Origin of the sequence: Stenotrophomonas sp. NPDC077461 (assembly GCF_049545475.1) — a bacterium.
GTDB classification, from domain to species: Bacteria; Pseudomonadota; Gammaproteobacteria; order Xanthomonadales; family Xanthomonadaceae; genus Stenotrophomonas; species Stenotrophomonas nematodicola.
Window position 1 is genome coordinate 740,670 of record NZ_JBMWDO010000001.1, and the last position, 20,249, is coordinate 760,918.

A 20,249-nucleotide genomic window follows, 5' to 3' on the forward strand; every position below is an offset into this window, starting at 1 on the left:
AGTCTGGAAGCGCCGATTCTAGCGGATGCGGCCGGTTTCGCAGTTGTGCACCGCCACCGCCGGCGCGGCGCGCGCGGCCAGGCGGCGGGCGAACTCATCCGGCGGCAGGCCCGGGGCGAACAGAAAGCCCTGGCCGACCGATACCCCCAGCGCCTGCAGGAAGTGGCGCTGCTGTTCGGACTCGATGCCCTCGGCCACCAGTCCCAGTCCGAGGCTGCGGGCGATGCCGCACACCGCCTCGCACACCGCCACGTCCGAGCGGTTGCCGGGCACGCCCTCGACGAACAGCTGGCTCAGCTTGAGGCCGTGGATCGGCAGCCGGCGCAGGTAGTTCAGCGCGCTGTAGCCTTCGCCGAAGTCGTCAATGGTCAGCAGCACGCCCATCTCGCGCAGCCGGGCGAAGGTCTGCAGGGTGTCCGGTGCATCCTCGATCAGTACCCGCTCGGTGAACTCCAGCTCCAGCGCGCTGCCGGGCAGGCCGAACTCGTCGAGCACCTGGCGCACGTTGCGGGCCAGGTCCTCGCCGACGAACTGGCGGTAGGAGACGTTCACCGCCACCCGCACGATCCCCAGCCCGTCATCCTGCCACTGGCGGACCTGGCGGCAGGCCTCGCGCAGCACCCACAGGCCGATCCGCACGATGTCGCCCGTGCTCTCGGCGTGGCCGATGAAGATGTCCGGGCGCAGTTCGCCCAGCTGTGTGTTGCGCCAGCGGATCAGCGCCTCGGCGGCCACCAGCTGGCCGCTGCGCAGGTCCACCTGCGGCTGGTAAACCAGGTGGAACTCGTCGTCGTCCAGCGCCCGGTGCAGGCGGCTTTCGATCTGCAGGCGATCGTGCTGGCGCTGCGCCAGTTCCGGGGAAAACACCTGCCAGCCGTTGCGGGTGCGGCGCTTGCAGTCGTACATGGCGATGTCCGCGTTCTGGATCAGCTGCTGCGGACGCAGTCCGTCCTGCGGTGCGCGGGCGATGCCGATGCTGGCGGTGACGGCGAACTCGTCGCTGCCGAAGCGGAACGGCGTGCTGAATGCCTGGGTGATCGCGTCGGCCAGGCGCTCGGGCTGGTCGTGCTGGTCGCGGGTGTCGCAGATCACCAGGAACTCGTCACCACCGAAGCGCGCCACCAGCCCTTCGGTGCCGATCGCCGTGGCGATGCGGCGCGTGGCGTCGATCAGCAGTTCGTCACCGGCGTTGTGGCCAAGCAGGTCGTTGACGGTCTTGAAGCGGTCCAGGTCGATGTACAGCACCGCCACCCGGCAATGGGTCGGATTGGACATGCGTGCTGCGAGATCGTTGAGCACCGCGTCGCGGTTCATGATGCCGGTCAGCGGGTCGGTACGCGCCTGGATGCGCAGGGTTTCCTCGGCCTGCTTGCGCGCGGTGATGTCCTGCACGGTGCCGGCGATGCGCGCGGCGTTGACGTCGCCGGCCTCTGCCTCGCCGATCATGCGCACCCAGAAGGTATGTCCGTCGCTGCGCTGGCCCTGCAGTTCCAGCTCGAAGGGTGCCTGCTTGTCGATCACATCGAGCAGGGCCTGCTGCAGCAGCGAGCGGTCGTTCAGGCGCAGGCAGTCGAGCAGCTGGGCCATGTCCTGCAGCGGCGGCTCCTGGCCGAGGATGCGGGTGGCCTCGTCGGTGAGGTACAGCCGCTGCAGGCCGCGATCCCACTCCCAGCCGCCGATATGGGCCAGCGATTGCGCGCGGTCGAACAGGGTGTTGTTGCGCTTGAGCTCGGTGATGTCGCTGAACAGCCCGAAGACATGGTCGGGACTGTCGCGGCCGTTGCCGTAGACCGGAACGTTGGTGGTCGAGATCCAGATCATCCGGCCCCGCGGCCGGTGGTACAGCCCGACGATGGTGCTGCGGATGATCCGCCCGGTGCGCAGCGAGACCGCCGCCGGCCACTGCTCCCGGGTGAGCGGGTGCCCATGCTCGTCCACGCTGATCCAGTCCTCCGGGCAGAGCATCGCCTGGAGGCTGTTGCCGTTGCCGGGAATGCCCAGGATGCGGTGCGCGGCAGGGTTGGCCGACACCACCCGCAGCTGGCGATCGAACAGGATCACGCCCTTGTCGATGGATTCCATCAGCAGGCGGTAGCGCGACTCGGCCTGCCAGCGGCTGCTGAGGTCGCGCGCGACGGCGACGATGCAGTGTTCGCCCTGGTGCTCGAAGCCGGCCGAGTGCACCTCCACCGGGAAGCGGCTGCCGTCGCCGCGCATGTTGGTGACTTCGATGACGTAGGTTTCCCCGCGATGCAGCGCCTCCCAGACGGGGTCGAGGTGGTCGCTGGGCAGGTCCGGATTGAGCAGTTCGATCGGCTGGCCGATGATGTCCTCACGGCTGCGCCCGTAGGCACGCACGCCGGCGTGGTTGAGGTCCAGTACCACGCCCGCTTCACTGAGGATGCTGACCGGGTCGGGCACCGCGTCGAACAGCGCGGCATAGCGGCGCAGGGCGAGCTGGCGCTCGTCCATCGCTTCCTGCAGGGCGGCCTGCGCCACTTCCAGCAGTTGGCGCAGTGCGTCAGGCGGTGCCTGCGCCAGGGCGCGGTCCAGCGCAGCCAGCGCGTCGACGTGGGCGGTGAGATGATCACCGACCGCAGCGTCCTTGCGCGGGCTGCGTCGGGTCATGTGGCCGCCAGCGCCTTCCCGGTCTTGCTGCCGGTATCGCGGCCCAGCCGCGCCGCCAGCCAGCGGCCGGTGGCCGCTAGTGCCGGCAGATCGATGCCGGTGCGCATGCCGATGCCGTGCAGCAGATACACCACATCCTCGCTGGCGACATTGCCGCTGGCGCCCTTGGCGTACGGGCAGCCGCCCGCGCCGGACACGGCAGAATCGACCACGCGCACGCCTTCGTCCAGGCAGGCGTCGATGTTGGCCAGGGCCTGGCCATAGGTATCGTGGAAGTGCACGGCGAGAGCCGACATCGGCAGCTCGGCCGCGACCGCATGCAGCATCGCGCGGGCCTTGCGCGGGGTGCCCACGCCGATGGTGTCGCCCAGCGAGATTTCGTAACAGCCCATCGCGTACAGCGCAGTGGCCACGCGCACCACCTCGCTCACCGGCACCTCGCCCTGGTACGGGCATCCCAGCACGGTAGAGACGTAGCCGCGGACCTTGACCCCGTCGGCGCGGGCGCGTTCCAGGATCGGCGCGAAGCGTGCCAGCGACTCGTCGATGCCGGCGTTGGTGTTGGTGCGGTTGAACGTTTCCGACGCAGCGGTGAACACTGCCACTTCGTCCACGCCCACCGCACGGGCACGGTCGTAGCCCTGTTCGTTGGGCACCAGTACCGGGTAGGCGATGCCGGGGAGGCGGTCGATGCCCTGATAGACCTCGGCGGCGTCGGCCAGTTGCGGCACCCAGCGCGGGCTGACGAAGCTGGTCGCCTCGATGGTGCGCAGGCCGGTAAGGGACAACTGGCGGATCAGCTCGATCTTGTCGGCGGTTGCCACCGGCTGGGCTTCGTTCTGCAACCCGTCGCGCGGGCCGACCTCGACGATGCGGACGAAATCATCCATGCGCGCGCTCCCGTGACGGGACGGGGCGGGCAACCGGGAGAGCGCGGGTCAGGGGAGAAGTCACGTAGAGTCCTGGCAGGCAAGGGTGGCCCACGTTCCCCGGCGGGCCACGAAAGGGGGATACGCGGGATGGGCGGCAAAGCGGCCAGCCCGCGGTGAATGGCGCGGCCGCCGGGGCGGCCGGCGGGTGGGTCAGGCCGGGCGGTGGCACACCGCTTCGATATTGTTGCCGTCCGGATCGAGCACGAACGCCCCGTAGTAATCGGGGTGGTAGTACTCGCGGATGCCGGGAGCGCCGTTGTCGCGCCCGCCGGCGGCCAATGCGGCCTGGTGGAAGGCGTCAACCTCGGCGCGGCTGTCGGCGCTGAAGGCCACGTGTACGCCGCCGTGGGCGCCGGGGGCGTTGCCGATCCAGAAGCCCGGCTTGCCGGTGCGGCCGAAGCCGGCATGGTCGTGGTCGCCGGTCTGGGCGGCGCTGACCTGCATCACCACGCCGATGCCGAGCGGGGCCAGCGCCTGCTGGAAGAAGGCCAGGCTGCGGGCGAAGTCGGCGCAGCGGATTCCGATGTGGTCGAGCATGGTGGCGTTCTCAGTCCTGGGTAACCCAATGGGGGGCGCGCTTGTCCAGGAAGGCGCCCAGGCCCTCCTGGCCCTCGGCCGATACCCGCAGGCGGGCGATCAGCGCGGCATTGTCGCGGTCGAGAGCGTCGCGGTCGCGGCCCACCGACACCCGGCGGACCAGGTCCTTGGCCGAGGACGAGGCGATCGGGCCGGCCTTGTCGAGGAGGCTGAGCTGGCGCTGCACGGCTTCGTCGATGCGTTCAGGTTCGATCAGCTGGTGTACCAGGCCGATGCGCAGGGCGGTCTCGGCATCGAAATGCTCGCCGGTGGCAAACCAGCGGCGCGCCTGGCGTGGGCCGATGGCGTCGATCACGTACGGGGAAATGACCGCCGGCAGCAGGCCGAGCCGGCTTTCGGTCAGCCCGAAGCGCGCGCTGGTGCTGGCGATGGCGATATCGCAGCAGGCCACCAGGCCCACCCCGCCGCCGAACGCGGCGCCGTGCACGCGGGCGATGGTCGGGCGGGGGAGCTCGTCCAGGGTGCGCATCAGACGCGCCAGCGCCAGCGAATCCTGGCGGTTGTCCTCCTCGCTCGCCGCCGCCATGCCGCGCATCCACTGCATGTCCGCGCCGGCCGAGAACGAGGCGCCCTGGCCCGCCAACACCACCGCGCGGACCTGGGCGTCGCGGCCGGCGGCCTCCAGCGCGGCGGTCAACTGGGCGATCAGGGCCGCGTCGAAGGCGTTGTGGAGGGCGGGGCGGTTCAGCCACAGGGTCAGGACCGACCCGCTGCGTTCTATCCGTAGTGCATCACTCATCGAGGGGGCCTGCGATTACTCCATACATGTACAGATCATAGCGGGCCATTGGTCACGGGCCATGACGCGACGCGGCGATGCTAGAATTGATAACCATTCCTATCAACCAGAAGGCGCTCTGTGACGCTGTCCGATCTGCCTCTGCACAGCTCCGCCCTGGTGGAATCCGTGCAGGAACTGCATGCAAACGATGCCATCGCCCGCCGGCTCCAGGAGCTGGGGTTTGTGACGGGAGAAGATGTGCGTCTGGTAGCCCGTGGTCCGGTCGGCGGCGAGCCGCTGCTGGTGCAGGTCGGGTTCACCCGCTTCGCCCTGCGCCGCAGTGAGGCCCGGCGCATCCAGGTGACCGCGGTCGTCGCCGGAGCCCCGGCATGAGCGCCGCGGCCCTTCCGCTGCGCGTGGCGCTGGTGGGCAACCCCAACAGTGGCAAGACCGCGCTGTTCAACCAGCTCACCGGCAGCCGCCAGAAGGTTGCCAACTACACCGGCGTCACCGTGGAACGCAAGGAAGGGCGCCTGCGTGCGCCGTCCGGCCGCGAGTTCGCCGTGCTCGACCTGCCGGGCGCCTACAGCCTGCAGCCGGCGAGCCTGGACGAGGCGATCACCCGCGACCTGTGCCGGGGCTTCTATCCCGGCGAGGCGGCGCCGGACGTGCTGCTATGCGTGATCGACGCCACCAACCTGCGCCTGCACCTGCGCTTCGCGCTGGAACTGCGCGAGCTGGGCAAGCCGATGATCGTGGCGCTGAACATGGTCGATGCGGCCGAGCGTCGCGGCATCAGGATCGACGTTGCCGCGCTGGAACAGGCGCTGGGCGTGCCGGTGGTGGAAACCGTGGCGGTGCGCCGCAACGGCGCCCACGCGCTGGTCGAGCGCCTCGACGCGATGGTGCCGCACCTGCAGGCACCGGTGGCGGCGCCTGACACCCGCGAGGATTACCACACCCGCGTCCGCGCCATCCTGGCCGCGGCCGTGAGCATGCCGACCCGCACCGCGAAGATCGACGACGCGCTGGACCGCTGGCTGCTGCACCCGGTGTTCGGGCTGCTTACGCTGGTGGTGGTGATGTTCCTGATCTTCCAGGCGGTGTTCGCCTGGGCCACGCCGCTGATGGACGGCATCGAGGCCGGCTTCGGCTGGCTGGGCGAAACCGTTGGTGCGGTACTGCCCGAAGGGCCGCTGACCAGCCTGCTCACCGACGGCATCATTGCCGGCGTGGGCGGGGTGGTGGTGTTCCTGCCGCAGATCCTGATCCTGTTCGCCTTCATCCTGGCGCTGGAAGAATCCGGCTATCTGCCTCGTGCCGCCTTCCTGCTGGACCGGATGATGGCCTCGGCCGGCCTGTCCGGGCGGTCGTTCATCCCGCTGCTGTCCAGCTTCGCGTGCGCGGTGCCGGGCATCATGGCCACGCGCAGCATCCAGGACCCGCGCGACCGCCTGGCCACCATCCTGGTGGCACCGCTGATGACCTGCTCGGCGCGGCTGCCGGTGTATGCGCTGCTGATCGGCGCGTTCATTCCCGCCAGAACCCTGTGGGGCTTCGTCAGCCAGCAGGGGCTGGTGCTGTTCGGTCTGTATGTGGCCGGCATCCTCAGTGCGCTGGCGATGTCATGGGTGATGAAGAAGTGGCGCCGCGACAAGAGCGAGCACCCGCTGATGCTGGAACTGCCGTCCTACCGCATCCCGCACCCGCGCGATCTGGCGGTGGGCCTGTACGAGCGCGGCATGATCTTCCTCAAGCGCGTGGGCGGCATCATTCTGTCGCTGACCATTCTGCTGTGGGTGCTGCTGTCGTTCCCGGGGGCGCCGGAGAACGCGACCATGCCGGCGATCGATTACAGCTACGCCGGCCAGATCGGCCACGCGATGGCAGTGTTCTTCGCGCCGCTGGGCTTCAACTGGCAGATCTGCATCGCGCTGATCCCGGGCATGGGCGCGCGGGAAGTGGCGGTGTCGTCGCTGGCAACCATCTACGCGCTGTCCGCGCCCGACGATGATGCCGCGATCCAGGCGCTGACCCCGGTGGTGGCGCATGGCTGGTCGCTGGCGACCGGTCTGTCGCTGCTGGTGTGGTTCATCTATGCGCCGATGTGCATCTCGACGCTTGCCACGATCAAGCGTGAAACCAACTCGTGGAAGCAGGTCGGTTTCGCCACCTTCTACCTGTTCGCGGCGGCCTACCTGGCCGCGCTGGTCACCTATCAGCTCACCGTGGCGCTGGGAGGCGGCTGATGAGCGCCGGTCTGTTCCTGCAGTACGTGGTGGTCGGCCTGATCGTCCTGTTCAGTGCCTGGGTGGTGCTGAAAAAGCAGTTTCCGGGCACCGTGCGCAAGGTGCGCGGCGTCCTGGCGCTGGCGCTGCTCAAGCCCGACCGCAGCGCCGCATTGCAGGCGCTGGGCAGGAAGATCGCCCCGCCCGCCAGTGGCGGCGGTGGCGCGTGCGGCGGTTGCGACAGCTGCGGCCCAACCCCGCCGAAGCGGTAGCGCCGGGTTTTACCCGGCGTGCGTCAGATCGCGTGACACCCAGGCAAAGCGCAGCCTTGTAGAGCCGGGTTCTACCCGGCTTGCGTCAGATCGTGGGACACCCAACGAAAGGCAGCCGGGCAGAGCCCGGCTCTACGGGTTTGGGTCAGATCGTGGGACACCTAGGCAAAGCGCAGCCTTGTAGAGCCGGGTTCTACCCGGCTTGCGTCAGATCGTGGGATACCCAACGAAAGGCAGCCGGGCAGAGCCCGGCTCTACGGGTTTGGGTCAGATCGTGGAATACCCAACGAAAGGCAGCCGGGCAGAGCCCGGCTCTACGGGTTTGGGTCAGATCGTGGGATACCCAACGAAGGGCAGCCGGGCAGAGCCCGGCTCTACGGGTTTGGGTCAGATCGTGGGACATCTAACGAAAGGCAGCCGGGCAGAGCCCGGCTCTACGGGTTTGGGTCAGATCGTGGGATACCTAACGAAAGGCAGCCGGGCAGAGCCCGGCTCTACGGGTTTGGGTCAGATCGTGGGACACCCAACGAAAGGCAGCCGGGCAGAGCCCGGCTCTACGGGCCTGCGTCAGGTCGCTCAGCGCGCCTGTGCGCCCAAGCGCTCCACGGTGGCCAGCCACCGCGCGCGCGTCCGGGTGTCGGCGCTGCGCACCGGGCCGAAACTGCTGATCCGCACCGGCCGGATTCCGCAGAAGTCCAGGATGGTCCGCCTCAGTTGCTGGTGGCCGGGCATCCGGTACACCCAGCGGTAGTACCAGGGCGGGGTGTCCATCGTGATGATCGCCCGCGCGCTGCGGCCGCTCAGCAGGCGGTCCCACCACACCGAGTCCGTGCGGTAGCGGAAGGCGTACCCGGGCAGGAACGCACGGTCGAAATAGCCTTTGAGCAGGGCCGGCATGCCACCCCACCAAGTGGGGTAGACCAGTACCAGGTGCTCGCACTGTGCGATGGCGTCGTTGATCTGCTGCAGTCCCGGCTCCAGCGGCTGGATCTGCCGGTAGCCATGCCGCAGCACCGGGTCGAAATCGATATCGCCCAGGCGGAACAGCTGCACGCGATGGCCTGCGGCGAGGGCGGCCTGCTGGTAGCGCTCGGCCAGGCCGCCGCACAGGCTGTCGTGATCGGGGTGGCCAAGGAGTATGACGATCGATCTGGACATGGGGGCGCTCGAAGAAGAAGGGCGCAGGCTACGGTCTGCCCCGTGGGGCAGAGTCAAGCCGTGGCGCAGGCGCCCGCCGAGATGCACGCGTCCAGTACGCCGGCGTCGCCCTGCGCGACCAGCGCTGCGATGTCGCCGCGCAGGACGGTCAGCGCAGCGTCCAGCTGCTGCAGCCGCGCAATGTCGCCGCATACCGCCTGCTGCCGCTGGGCCAGCAGCGCCTGCAGGCGATCACCGTCGAAGCTGCCATCGGGCCGGCGCACAGCGACGACCTCGGCCAGCCGGAAGCCCAGCGCCTGTGCCTGGCGGATCAGCCGCACCAGGGTGAGGTCCTGCTCGCTGTAGTCCCGGTAGCGGTTGATGCGTGGCACCGGGGCGAGCAGGCCCCGTGCTTCGTACAGGCGGATGGCTTTCTGGCTGGCGCCGCTGCGCCGGGCGATATCGGAGATGCGCACGGTCAGTCGCGCACCAGTCCGCCGTCCACCACCAGGTTCTGGCCGGTGATCGCGCGCGCCCACGGCGAGGCGAAGAACAGCGCTGCGTCGGCGAACTCGGCCGGGGTGGTCACGCTGCGCAGCGGGGTGTTGGCGGCGATGTAGTCGAACACCGCCGCGGGCGTGGCCGCGCTGGCATCGGTGGTGCGCAGCAGGCCGCCGGACAGCATGTTGACGGTGATGCCGTGCGGGCCGAGGTCCCCGGCCAGGGTGCGGGTGAGTGACAGCAGCGCGGCCTTGGCAGCGGTGTAATCGTGGTAGGGCACCACCGGGTTCTGGAACAGGTTGGTGCCGATGTTGATGATCCGGCCGAAGCCCTGTGCACGCATGCCGGGCAGGGTCGCCTGCACTGTGTTGAGCGCACCGCGCACGCTGCCGTCGAACTGCGCACTGAAGGCCTGCCAGTCGATGCTGTCGGCCGGGGCGCGGGCGTCGCCATTGAACGAGAACGCGGCCAGGGCATTGTTGACCACGCAGCTGACCTCGCGTCCAAAGTGATGGCGCGCCGCAGCGATCAGGGCGTTGACCTCCGCGCGATCGGTCACATCGGCGCGCACGGCCAGCGCATTGGCCCCCAGTTCGCCGGCCAGGGACTCGGCGGCATCGGCGCTGTGCAGGTAGTTGATGATGACCTGTGCGCCCTCACGGGCGAACGCGCGGACCAGGTGCTCCCCCAGGCCACGGGCGCCGCCGGTGACCAGGACGAGGTGATGCGAAAGCTGCATGGCAGGCTGCCTGAAGAAACCGGGCCACAGCGTAGCAAGCGGCGAGGGCGCTCCGGGCGGTGCAGTGACGCTGTTTCCCCTTGTGCAGGCTTGCCGCCACCCGCTAGCCTGCAGGCATGACCACTTCCCCCCTTCGTTTGCTCGTCCACGGTGCCTCCGGGCGGATGGGCCAGACCCTGCTCCGGCTGGCAGCCGGCACTTCCCATCTGCAGGTCGTTGCGGCTGTGACCGGCCGTGCGCCGGCGCAGCGCGTTGTCGACGGCGTGCCGCACTTCGCCAGCGCCGAGCTGTCCGGTGCACCGCCGTTCGACGTGGCAATCGACTTCAGCCTGCCGGACGGCTTCGATCCGGTCCTGGCGCTGTGCGTGGAGCGCAACGCCGGCCTGGTCTCGGGCACCACCGGCATCAGCGAATCGCAACGCCAGGCGCTGATTGCCGCCGCCAGCCGCATTCCGCTGGTGTGGGCCTCCAACTTCAGCTTGGGCGTGGCCGTGCTGGACGAGCTGGTGGAACGGGCCGCCGCTGCCCTGTCGGGGTGGGAGTGCGACATCGTCGAGTCCCACCATGTCCACAAGCAGGATGCGCCGTCCGGTACGGCGCTGACCCTGGGCGAGGCCGCACGCAAGGGCGGGGCGCAGCCGCGCTACGCCAGCCTGCGCGCCGGCGACATCGTGGGCGAGCACCTGGTGCAGTTCACCGGGCTGGGCGAGCGCATCGAGCTCATCCACCGCGCCACCAACCGCGACATCTTCGCGCGCGGCGCACTGTTTGCCGCGACCCAGCTGAATGGGCGTGCCCCCGGCAGCTATCGGGTCCGCGACCTGCTCGACGGCCCCCCGCCGGGTTCGGCAGGCTGAACAGGGCGCTTGCCACCCTGAACCCGGGGGTGGCCGTGCGTGCCCGTACGTCAGCGATTGCAAGCAAACGCTGGCGTCGCCGGGTGCTTGCCTTTACAATTCCCGCTCGCCGAATCACGACAGCCGGACCGGTCCCGCACCGCAGTCCGCGCTTTTTTGCAACCGCTTTTCCGTGAAGCGTGGCGTGACTTCGGTGACCCCTCGGTAGCCAAAGTGAGATTCCCGTGACCCAAGCCGCAATCCTCGTCCTCGAAGACGGCACCGTATTCGAGGGCGAATCCGTAGGCGCGCCCGGCCTGTCCGTCGGTGAGGTGGTGTTCAACACCGCCATGACCGGTTACCAGGAAGTGCTGACTGATCCCTCCTACGCCCGGCAGATGGTCACGCTGACCTACCCGCATATCGGCAACACCGGCATGACCGACCAGGACGACGAAGCCCACAAGGTGTGGTCGGCCGGTCTGATCGTGCGCGACGTGCCGCGCCGCCCGAGCAACTGGCGCAGCCAGGTATCGCTGCAGGACTGGCTGCTGCAGCGTGGCGTGGTGGCGATCTCCGGCATCGATACGCGTAAGCTGACGCGCATCCTGCGCGAGCGCGGCGCCCAGAACGGTGCGCTGATGGCCGGCGACGACATCAACGTGGACGTGGCGCTGGAAGCGGCACGCAAGTTCCCGGGCCTGAAGGGCATGGACCTGGCCAAGGTGACCAGCACCAGCAAGGCCTACAGCTGGAACGAGGGCCAGCTCGACCTGGATTCCAACACGTTCGCCAGCGCGGCCCCCCAGTACAAGGTGGTGGCGTACGACTTCGGCGCCAAGCTCAACATCCTGCGCATGCTGGCCGAACGCGGCTGCGACATCACCGTGGTGCCGGCGCAGACCCCGGCCGCCGAGGTGCTGGCGATGAATCCCGATGGCGTGTTCCTGTCCAACGGCCCGGGCGACCCGGAACCGTGCGACTACGCGATCGAGGCGATCAAGGTGTTCCTGGACAAAAAGGTGCCGGTGTTCGGCATCTGCCTTGGCCACCAGCTGCTGGCGCTGGCGTCCGGCGCCAAGACCATCAAGATGGGCCACGGCCACCACGGTGCCAACCACCCGGTGCAGGACCTGGACGACGGCCGGGTGATGATCACCTCGCAGAACCACGGGTTTGCGGTGGATGAGGCCTCGCTGCCGGCCACCCTGCGCGTCACCCACCGGTCGCTGTTCGATGGCACCAACCAGGGCATCGCGCGCACCGACGTGCCGGCGTTCTCGTTCCAGGGCCATCCCGAAGCGTCGCCGGGGCCGCACGACGTCGCTCCGCTGTTCGACCGTTTCGTGACCCTGATGGCGCAGGCCAAGGCCTGATGTCCCGCCTGGCAGACGCGGCAGGGCTGCGGCCCATCCCGACTGCCGGAAACCGATGAAGCCTGGAGTGACATGCTGAAGCCGCGTAAATCCCTCGTTGTCGTGCTGGGCCGTGCCGCGCTGCTGTCCGCGCTGGTCATGGCCCCGGCGATGGCGCAGGACAGCGGCCAGGCGCAGCGGGTTGACCGGATGGTCGCGCAGGTTGGGTGGCAGCGGTCGCTCACCCTGATCGCCGATGGCCTGATCGCCGAAGATCCCGGCCTAGGTGCATTGGACGGCCCGCAGCGCGCCTGCGCGGCGCGGGTGCTCAACGCCACTCTGGACGAGGTGATGCGCGAGCGCCTGGTCGAGCGGATGACCGCCGAGCAGGTGCAGTCCTGGCTGGATTTCGCCGCCACCCCGGCCGGCGCTGCGTTCATGGCCGCGTTCGCGGCGAACATGCAGGCCAAGCTGGAGTTCGGCGACGACAGCCAGGCGCCGCTGCCGGCGCCGGAGTTCCGCGCCGAGGCCGAGGCGTTCATGTCGTCGGTGCCGTTCATGGCCTTCGTCAGGGCGCTCTCTGGCCAGCCCGCGTTCAATTTCAGGCGAACACAGCAAATGCATCAACGGTTCCAGTCAGACTGCGGTGTCAGCAGTCCCCAAGCTACTTGATCGACAGCGTGCGATCAGTTTCCCCCGCCACGCTGTACTGACTTAGAGAAGACAATGCCCAAGCGCACTGACCTTAAAACCATCCTCATCATCGGTGCCGGCCCGATCGTCATCGGCCAGGCCTGCGAGTTCGACTACTCCGGCGCGCAGGCCTGCAAGGCGCTGCGCGACGAGGGGTACCGCGTGGTGCTGGTCAACAGCAATCCGGCCACGATCATGACCGACCCGGAGATGGCCGACGCCGTCTACATCGAGCCGATCAACTGGCAGACGGTCGAAAAGATCATCGCCAAGGAAAAGCCCGACGCGCTGCTGCCGACGATGGGCGGCCAGACCGCGCTGAACTGCGCGCTGGACCTGGCCGACAATGGCGTGCTGGAGAAGTACAACGTCGAACTGATCGGCGCCAAGCGCGACGCGATCCGCATGGCCGAAGACCGCGAGCTGTTCCGCGTGGCGATGGGGGAAATCGGCCTGGAATGCCCGAAGGCGGCCGTCGCTCACACGCTGGAAGAAGCGATCGAGATCCAGACCCGCGTCGGCTACCCGACCATCATCCGCCCGAGCTTCACCCTGGGTGGCAGCGGTGGCGGCATCGCCTACAACCGCGAAGAGCTGGTCGACATCGTCACCCGCGGTCTGGAACTGTCGCCGACCACCGAGGTGCTGGTCGAGGAATCGGTGCTGGGCTGGAAGGAATTCGAGATGGAGGTGGTGCGTGACACCGCCGACAACTGCATCATCGTCTGCTCGATCGAAAATCTCGATCCGATGGGCGTGCACACCGGCGACTCGATCACCGTGGCCCCGGCGCAGACCTTGACCGACAAGGAATACCAGCGCCTGCGCGATGCCTCCATCGCCGTGCTGCGCAAGATCGGCGTGGACACCGGCGGCTCGAACGTGCAGTTCGGCATCAGCCCGACCACCGGCCGCGTGGTGGTGATCGAAATGAACCCGCGCGTGTCGCGTTCCTCGGCGCTGGCCTCCAAGGCCACCGGCTTCCCGATCGCCAAGGTCGCTGCCAAGCTGGCCGTGGGTTACACCCTGGATGAACTCCGCAACGAAATCACCGGCGGGCTCACCCCGGCCTCGTTCGAGCCGTCCATCGATTACGTCGTCACCAAGATCCCGCGCTTCGCGTTCGAGAAGTTCCCGGCCGCCGACGCCCGTCTGACCACCCAGATGAAGTCGGTGGGCGAGGTGATGGCGATGGGCCGCACCTTCCAGGAATCCCTGCAGAAGGCGCTGCGTGGCCTGGAAACCGGCAAGATCGGCCTGGACCCGACCGGCCTGGACCTGGCCAATGAAGACGACATCACCACGCTCAAGCGCGAACTGAAGGCTCCGGGCCCGGAGCGCCTGTTCTTCGTCGGTGACGCGTTCCGTGCCGGTTTCAGCGTCGAGGACGTCTTCGCGCTGTCGCACATCGACCCGTGGTTCCTGGATCAGATCGAAGAAATCATCCAGGCCGAAATCCAGCTCGCCGCCGATGGCATCGACTCGCTGGACGCCGCCCGTCTGCGCACGCTCAAGCGCGCCGGCTTCTCCGATGCCCGCCTGGCCGAGCTGACCGGCACCAACGAAGCCGCCGTGCGCGCGCTGCGCCGCGCCCACAAGGTGCGCCCGGTGTACAAGCGCGTGGACTCCTGCGCCGCCGAGTTCGCCACCAGCACCGCCTACCTGTACTCGACCTACGAGGACGAGTGCGAAGCGGCGCCGAGCAATCGCGACAAGATCATGATTCTGGGCGGCGGTCCGAACCGCATCGGCCAGGGCATCGAGTTCGACTACTGCTGCGTGCATGCGGCACTGGCGCTGCGCGATGATGGCTTTGAAACCATCATGGTCAACTGCAACCCGGAAACCGTCTCCACCGACTACGACACCTCCGACCGCCTGTACTTCGAGCCGCTGACGCTGGAAGACGTGCTGGAAATCGTCGAGCTGGAACAGCCCAAGGGCGTGATCGTGCAGTACGGCGGCCAGACCCCGCTGAAGCTGGCACGCGCGCTGGAAGCCAACGGTGTGCCGGTGATCGGCACCTCGCCGGACTCGATCGACCTCGCCGAAGACCGCGAGCGTTTCCAGCAACTGGTCGACTCGCTCGGCCTGAAGCAGCCGCCGAACCGCATCGCGCGCAACGACCAGGAAGCCCTGCTGCTGGCCCGTGAGATCGGCTACCCGCTGGTGGTGCGCCCGAGCTACGTGCTGGGCGGCCGCGCGATGGAAATCGTGTACGGCGAATCCGACCTGGCGCGCTACGTGCGCGATGCGGTCAAGGTGTCCAACGACTCGCCGGTGCTGCTGGATCGTTTCCTCGACAACGCCGTGGAAGTGGATGTGGACATCATTGCCGACAAGGACGGCAACGTGCTGATCGGCGGCGTGATGGAGCACATCGAGGAAGCCGGTGTGCATTCGGGTGACTCGTCCTGCTCGCTGCCGCCGTACTCGCTGTCGGCCGAGACCCAGGCCGAGCTGCGCCGTCAGGTGGTCGAGCTGGCCAAGGCCCTGAACGTGGTCGGCCTGATGAACACCCAGTTCGCCATCCAGGTCGGCGACGATGGCAATGACATCGTCTACCTGCTGGAAGTGAACCCGCGTGCCTCGCGCACCGTGCCGTTCGTGTCCAAGGCCACCGGCATGGCGCTGGCCAAGATCGCCGCCCGCTGCATGGCCGGCAAGACCCTGGCCGAGCAGGGCGCGACCAAGGAAATCGTGCCGGACTACTACTCGGTCAAGGAAGCGATCTTCCCGTTCGCCAAGTTCCAGGGGGTCGACCCGATCCTCGGGCCGGAGATGCGCTCCACCGGTGAGGTGATGGGCGTGGGCCGCAGCTTCAGCGCCGCCTTCGCGCGCGCGCAGGAAGCCGGTGGCATCAAGGCACCGCCGCTGGGCAAGGCCTTCGTCTCGGTCCGCGATCCGGACAAGAAGCGCGTCCTGCCGGTCGCACAGGCCCTGCTGGAGCGTGGCTACAGCCTGGTGGCCACCCGTGGCACCGCGGCGTGGCTGCAGCAGCACGGCATGGACTGCGAGATCGTCAACAAGGTGGTCGAAGGTCGCCCGCACATCGTCGATTCGATCAAGAACGGCGAGATCGTGTATATCGTCAACACGACCGAAGGTCGCGCGGCGATCAATGACTCGTTCTCGATCCGTCGCGAAGCGCTGCAGCACCGCGTGACCTATTCGACCACCATTGCCGGCGCCAAGGCGCTGGTGCATTCACTGGAATTCCGCGGCACCGGCCCTGTCTGGTCGCTGCAGGAACTGCACAAGGAGTTGAACGCATGAGAGCACCGATCACCCTGAAGGGCGCGCAGCGTCTGCGCGAGGAGCTTGACCACCTGAAGTCGGTCAAGCGCCCCAAGGTCATCGCTGCCATCGCAGAAGCGCGTGAGCACGGCGATCTGAAGGAGAACGCCGAGTATCACGCCGCGCGCGAGGAGCAGGGCTTCATCGAAGGCCGCATCAAGCAGCTGGAAGGTGAGCTGTCGCACGCCGAGATCATCGACATCACCAAGCTCAACGCCGGCAGCAAGGTTGTGTTCGGCGCCACGGTGGAGCTGGCCGATGTCGAGAGTGATGAAGAGAAGCGTTATCAGATCGTTGGCGATCTGGAGGCCGACATCAAGCTGGGCCTGATCGCGATCTCCTCGCCGCTGGCGCGCGCCCTGATCGGCAAGCTGGAGGGCGATGCGGTCACCATCGATGCACCTGCCGGCCAGCGCGAGTACGAAATCGTCAGCGTCCAGTACCTGGACTGACCGACGATGGCCACGGCCACGCTGCTGCTGCCCGCGCGCAGCCGGTTCCCTGCCACGCCGCTTCCCGAGGACGTGGCCAGGGCATTGGGACGGGCCGAACGCAACAGCGTCGAGCCAGGTGAGCGTGCCCAGCTGCAGCGGCATTTTCAACTGCAGCCGGCGCAGTGGCCCGTGGCCGCGCTGACCCGCCAGTTCGACGTCGGCGATGCCGCCGACGGTGTCTGGCTGCGCGCCGATCCGGCCAATGTGGTGCCCGACATGCACGGCGCACGGATGATGGGGCACGGCGATACGCTGCGCCCCGACGCCGAGGATGTCGCGCATCTGCTGCCGGCACTGCAGCCGCTGTTTGCCGGGTTCGGCTTCGTGCTGGACGCGCCGGTGCCGTCGCGCTGGTATCTGCGCCTGCCGCGGGGCACCCTGCTGCCCGCGTTTGCCGCGCCCGACGACGTGCTGGGCGATGATCTGTTCGCCCACCTGCCCGAAGGCGATGCAGGCCGCCGCTGGCGTGCGCTGCTGACCGAGGCGCAGGTGGTGCTGCATCAGCACGACTGGAACCAGCATCGGGTTGCGGCGGGCAAGCGCGCCATCAATTCACTGTGGTTCTGGGGCGGCGGCGAGCCGCCGCAGTCCGTGCATACCGCGCATGCCCAGGTGCGCAGCCGTGAGGCGCTTCTGCAGGCACTGGCCAAGGCGGCCGGCGTGCAGGCCGATGGCGATCAGCAGGTGGATGCGCTGGTCGATCTGCGGCAACTGCGCTCGCTCGACCAGCTCGGCAACGACGCGATCCGCCCGCTGTTGTCGGCGCTGCAACGGGGCGAACTGCGACGCCTGGTCCTGGATTTCGAAGACGGCATGCGGTTTGAGCTGGAGAAGGGCCAGCGTTGGCGCTTCTGGAAGAAGCCGCTGCAACTGCACGACGCGTGACCCCTTTCCGTTCGTTCTTCGAGCCTGCCTTGTCTTCTCCCGATTCCCCCCAGATCCAGCGCCGCGCCATCCCCGACAGCGGCGAGTGGCCCGCCGACATGCTGCCCCTGCTGCAGCGCGTGTTCGCCGCACGCGGCGTCACCGATGCCGCACAGGCGCAGCCGAAGCTGGCCCAGCTGCACGCGCCGGAGCTGATGGGCAGCATGCAGGCTGCCGTGCAGCTGCTGGCCGACACCATCGCCGCCGGCGAACGCATCCTGGTGGTCGGCGATTTCGACTGCGACGGTGCCACCGCGTGCGCGGTGGGCGTGCGTGGCCTGCGCATGCTGGGCGCGCGCGACGTGGTGCACGCCGTGCCCAACCGCATGCTCCACGGCTACGGCCTGTCGCCTTCTCTGGTGGCCGACCTGGCGCACCTGCAGCCGGGCCTGCTGGTCACGGTGGACCACGGCATCGCGTGCCATGCCGGTGTGGCCGCGGCCAAGGCGCTGGGATGGAAGGTGCTGGTCACCGACCACCATCTCCCCGGCGAGCAGTTGCCGCCGGCCGACGTGCTGGTCGATCCCAACATCGGCGGCGACGCGTTTCCGAGCAAGGCGCTGGCCGGCGTCGGGGTGATCTTCTACGTGCTGATGGCGCTGCGCCGCCACCTGCGGCTGCAGGGCGCATTCGCCGCCGGGACCGAGCCGGACCTGCTGACGCTGCTGGACCTGGTGGCGGTCGGTACCGTCGCTGACCTGGTGGTACTGGATGCCAACAACCGCGCACTGGTCTCGGCCGGCCTGCGCCGGCTGCGCGCGGGGCAGGGCTGTGTCGGGCTGCAGGCGCTCATCGCCGCCAGCGGCCGCGATCCAAAGCGCCTGACGGCCACCGATATCGGGTTTGCGTTGGGGCCGCGCCTGAACGCGGCCGGGCGGCTGGAAGACATGGCGCTGGGCATCGAACTGCTGCTTACCGAAGATGTCGTCCAGGCACGCGAGATCGCCGGCACGCTGGAGCAGATCAACGCCGAGCGTCGCGCGGTGCAGCAGGTGATGACCGACGACGCCGAACGGGCCGTGTCGCGCGCGGTGCTGCAGGCCGAAGGCGAACGTCCGATCGCGGCGTGCCTGTTTGATGCGGAATGGCACCCGGGTGTGGTCGGGCTGGTTGCCTCGAAGATGAAAGACCGGCTGCACCGCCCGGTCATCGCGTTTGCACCGGCCGAGCCCGGCGGCGATTCGCTGCGTGGTTCGGCGCGCTCGATTCCCGGCTTCCACATCCGTGACGCGCTGGCGCTGGTCAATGCCGCCCATCCGGGCCTGATCGACAGGTTCGGTGGCCATGCGATGGCCGCGGGGCTGAGCCTGCCGCACGCGCGGCTGCCCGACTTCCAGCAGGCCTTCGTTGCCGTGGTCGAGGCCAGCATGGACCCGGCGGCGCTGCAGCAGCAACTGCTGAGCGACGGCGAGCTCGATGGCAACGAGCTGGATTTCCGCCACGCCGAAGCCCTGCGCCTGGCCGGCCCCTGGGGGCAGGGGTTCCCCGAGCCGCTGTTCGACGGCCACTTCCAGGTGGCACGCTGGCAGGTGCTGAAGGAAAAGCACCTGAAACTCAGCCTGCGCGTTCCCGGTCGCGCCGAACCGGTGAACGCGATCCATTTCAGCGGCTGGACCGGCAACGCGCCGGCCAACCACGTCCATATCGCTTACCGGCTGGTCAGCGATGACTACCGCGGTGGCGGGGCGATCCAGTTGATCGTGGAGCACTGCGCCAACGCGTAAGCCGTGCCGCTCACTCCTGCACGCGGGTGACCAGCGTGGGCATTTCCCACGCCCCGCCAGCGGCCACCAGACGGCACAGACCGGTGTTGGATTCGGCGGTGGGCACGAAGCGGGCCCCATCCCAGCTCCAGGTGGCGGTGTACCAGCAGTCTCCCAGCCCACGGCCCTTGCTGGCCGAGGTGATGGTGCGTCCGTCGTCGTCGTTGCCCAGCGTGGTGACCAGCACCGGCGCATAGGGCGCGCGGTCGTTGATCACCCAGTAGCCATCGCCGGTGTTGTAGGCCGCGCGCCAGCAGCCGACCGACACCAGCAGCTTGGTGGCCGATAGACGGGTGACGGTCATGTCCTGCGGCGCTTCGCCCGCCACCAGGCCTTCGCCCGGGCCCAGCGCTTCGCAGTCGTCCGGCGAGGTGGCGGCCGCCAGGGCGGCGCGCAGCGCCGGGGAACGGCCCAGTGCCGCATCGGCGGGACGGGTGGCGAAGGCCTTCCCGAGCGTCATCACCGGCACCGGCAGCGCCGGCAGCACGCTGCTTTCGGCAACGGTGCCCTTGCGCATCAGCGCACCGGGCGTGCCGAGCCGGCCCTGCACCGTATCCATCTTCAGCAGGACGGCCGACGCGCCGCGATCGGACAGGACCCAGCGCCGGCCATCGTTGCCGATCACGTCGATGTGGCTGTCGCGCTTGAGCGACGCCAGCAGCGCCGCCACCTGCGGCGCAGTGAGCGTGGCGCTGCCGTCCTCGCGGTTGTATGCAAGGGCGCCGAGCGCCACACCATTGATCTGCAGGGTCACGCGCGCGGGGAAGGTGGTTTTCTCGTACTGCCCGAGCATCAGCTCGGCGCTGACGGGCTGGTTCGGGCCGGCCGCTCGGGTCAGCAGTACCGACACGGGCGCGTTGCCCCCCTCGTCATCGTTCTGGTAGCCGGCGGCGCGGCAGGTGCGCGTGTTGTCGCAGGCCAGGGTCCAGTCGTGATGGGTGAAGCGTTCGCCGCCCTGTGGTGCCGCCTGCGCCGGAACCGGCGCAGACACGAGCAGCAGGGGCAGCAGCGTGGGCAGAAATCGCATCGCAACGTCCTTGTGGGGGCATCGGGGGAGCCGCATCTTGGGCTACCGCGTCCGTGCCGCCAAGGGCTGTCTCCGCGCAACCCCGTTTGCCGGCATCGTCCGTTC

18 protein-coding genes are annotated in these 20,249 nt (G+C 68.6%); 10 read left to right on the top strand and 8 right to left on the bottom strand.

The annotated features are described in order from the left end of the window. Positions 1-18 precede the first annotated feature (18 nt). From ACPEH8_RS03610 to ACPEH8_RS03625, 4 genes are all read right to left on the bottom strand, one after another. Positions 19-2,628 (bottom strand): sensor domain-containing protein, encoded by a 2,610-nt coding sequence (locus ACPEH8_RS03610; RefSeq protein ID WP_423666057.1) that lies wholly within the window; start codon positions 2,626-2,628, stop codon positions 19-21. Then, a complete protein-coding gene (locus tag ACPEH8_RS03615) occupies positions 2,625-3,518 on the bottom strand; it encodes a hydroxymethylglutaryl-CoA lyase (RefSeq protein WP_136004001.1) in 894 nt (297 codons plus the stop codon). Before ACPEH8_RS03615 ends, ACPEH8_RS03610 begins: the two co-directional genes overlap by 4 nt. 192 nt (positions 3,519-3,710) lie before the next feature. Next, positions 3,711-4,097: a VOC family protein gene (locus ACPEH8_RS03620; protein WP_423666059.1), complete on the bottom strand. Its 387-nt coding sequence runs from the start codon at positions 4,095-4,097 to the stop codon at positions 3,711-3,713. 10 nt (positions 4,098-4,107) lie between these two features. Beyond that, positions 4,108-4,896 carry an enoyl-CoA hydratase-related protein gene (locus ACPEH8_RS03625; protein ID WP_017357248.1) on the bottom strand — a complete coding sequence of 263 codons (789 nt, stop codon included), beginning with the start codon at positions 4,894-4,896 and terminating at the stop codon, positions 4,108-4,110. Between the two features lie 120 nt (positions 4,897-5,016). Between ACPEH8_RS03625 and ACPEH8_RS03630 the strand changes: the two genes are divergently transcribed. From ACPEH8_RS03630 to ACPEH8_RS03640, 3 genes are read left to right on the top strand one after another with little or no spacing between them, the layout of a single operon-like run. After that, the gene (locus ACPEH8_RS03630; RefSeq protein ID WP_017357247.1) at positions 5,017-5,271 is read left to right on the top strand and encodes a FeoA family protein; all 255 of its coding nucleotides are present in this window, start codon (positions 5,017-5,019) and stop codon (positions 5,269-5,271) included. After that, on the top strand, positions 5,268-7,127 hold the full coding sequence (gene feoB / locus ACPEH8_RS03635) for a ferrous iron transport protein B (RefSeq protein ID WP_136004003.1): 1,860 nt from the start codon (positions 5,268-5,270) through the stop codon (positions 7,125-7,127). The genes ACPEH8_RS03630 and feoB overlap by 4 nt, the downstream gene beginning before the upstream one ends. Continuing rightward, positions 7,127-7,378 carry a DUF6587 family protein gene (locus ACPEH8_RS03640; RefSeq protein ID WP_423666061.1) on the top strand — a complete coding sequence of 84 codons (252 nt, stop codon included), beginning with the start codon at positions 7,127-7,129 and terminating at the stop codon, positions 7,376-7,378. Before feoB ends, ACPEH8_RS03640 begins: the two co-directional genes overlap by 1 nt. 576 nt (positions 7,379-7,954) lie before the next feature. Here the strand turns inward: ACPEH8_RS03640 and ACPEH8_RS03645 are convergent. The 3 genes from ACPEH8_RS03645 to ACPEH8_RS03655 are packed head-to-tail and all read right to left on the bottom strand — an operon-like array spanning position 7,955 to position 9,755. Beyond that, a complete protein-coding gene (locus ACPEH8_RS03645; RefSeq protein ID WP_017356346.1) occupies positions 7,955-8,536 on the bottom strand; it encodes an NAD(P)H-dependent oxidoreductase in 582 nt (193 codons plus the stop codon). A gap of 53 nt (positions 8,537-8,589) precedes the next feature. Continuing rightward, positions 8,590-8,991, bottom strand: coding sequence for a MerR family transcriptional regulator (locus ACPEH8_RS03650; protein ID WP_423666063.1), 402 nt, complete (start codon positions 8,989-8,991; stop codon positions 8,590-8,592). Between the two features lie 2 nt (positions 8,992-8,993). Then, positions 8,994-9,755 (bottom strand): 3-oxoacyl-ACP reductase, encoded by a 762-nt coding sequence (locus ACPEH8_RS03655; protein WP_017356344.1) that lies wholly within the window; start codon positions 9,753-9,755, stop codon positions 8,994-8,996. 116 nt (positions 9,756-9,871) lie between these two features. Here ACPEH8_RS03655 and dapB point away from each other — a divergent pair, with 116 nt between their 5' ends. The 7 genes from dapB (at position 9,872) to recJ (ending at position 19,078) form a co-directional block, all read left to right on the top strand. Further along, positions 9,872-10,612 (top strand): 4-hydroxy-tetrahydrodipicolinate reductase, encoded by a 741-nt coding sequence (dapB, locus tag ACPEH8_RS03660; RefSeq protein WP_423666065.1) that lies wholly within the window; start codon positions 9,872-9,874, stop codon positions 10,610-10,612. Between the two features lie 224 nt (positions 10,613-10,836). Beyond that, entirely contained in the window at positions 10,837-11,967 is a 1,131-nt protein-coding gene (gene carA / locus ACPEH8_RS03665; protein ID WP_017356342.1) for a glutamine-hydrolyzing carbamoyl-phosphate synthase small subunit, read from the top strand. A 72-nt stretch (positions 11,968-12,039) separates the two neighbouring features. Further along, positions 12,040-12,618 carry a hypothetical protein gene (locus ACPEH8_RS03670; RefSeq protein ID WP_287251860.1) on the top strand — a complete coding sequence of 193 codons (579 nt, stop codon included), beginning with the start codon at positions 12,040-12,042 and terminating at the stop codon, positions 12,616-12,618. 54 nt (positions 12,619-12,672) lie between these two features. Next, entirely contained in the window at positions 12,673-15,915 is a 3,243-nt protein-coding gene (gene carB / locus ACPEH8_RS03675; RefSeq protein WP_423666067.1) for a carbamoyl-phosphate synthase large subunit, read from the top strand. 8 nt (positions 15,916-15,923) lie between these two features. Further along, positions 15,924-16,388, top strand: a complete 465-nt coding sequence (gene greA, locus ACPEH8_RS03680; protein ID WP_026070814.1) for a transcription elongation factor GreA — start codon at positions 15,924-15,926, stop codon at positions 16,386-16,388. Between the two features lie 6 nt (positions 16,389-16,394). After that, positions 16,395-17,315 (top strand): phosphoglycerate mutase, encoded by a 921-nt coding sequence (locus ACPEH8_RS03685; RefSeq protein ID WP_423666069.1) that lies wholly within the window; start codon positions 16,395-16,397, stop codon positions 17,313-17,315. A 29-nt stretch (positions 17,316-17,344) separates the two neighbouring features. Further along, positions 17,345-19,078, top strand: coding sequence for a single-stranded-DNA-specific exonuclease RecJ (gene recJ / locus ACPEH8_RS03690; RefSeq protein ID WP_166473659.1), 1,734 nt, complete (start codon positions 17,345-17,347; stop codon positions 19,076-19,078). A 10-nt stretch (positions 19,079-19,088) separates the two neighbouring features. On the opposite strand, the gene ACPEH8_RS03695 is transcribed toward recJ, so the two are convergent. Next, a complete protein-coding gene (locus tag ACPEH8_RS03695; RefSeq protein ID WP_423666071.1) occupies positions 19,089-20,144 on the bottom strand; it encodes a DUF1176 domain-containing protein in 1,056 nt (351 codons plus the stop codon). Between the last annotated feature and the right edge of the window lie 105 nt (positions 20,145-20,249).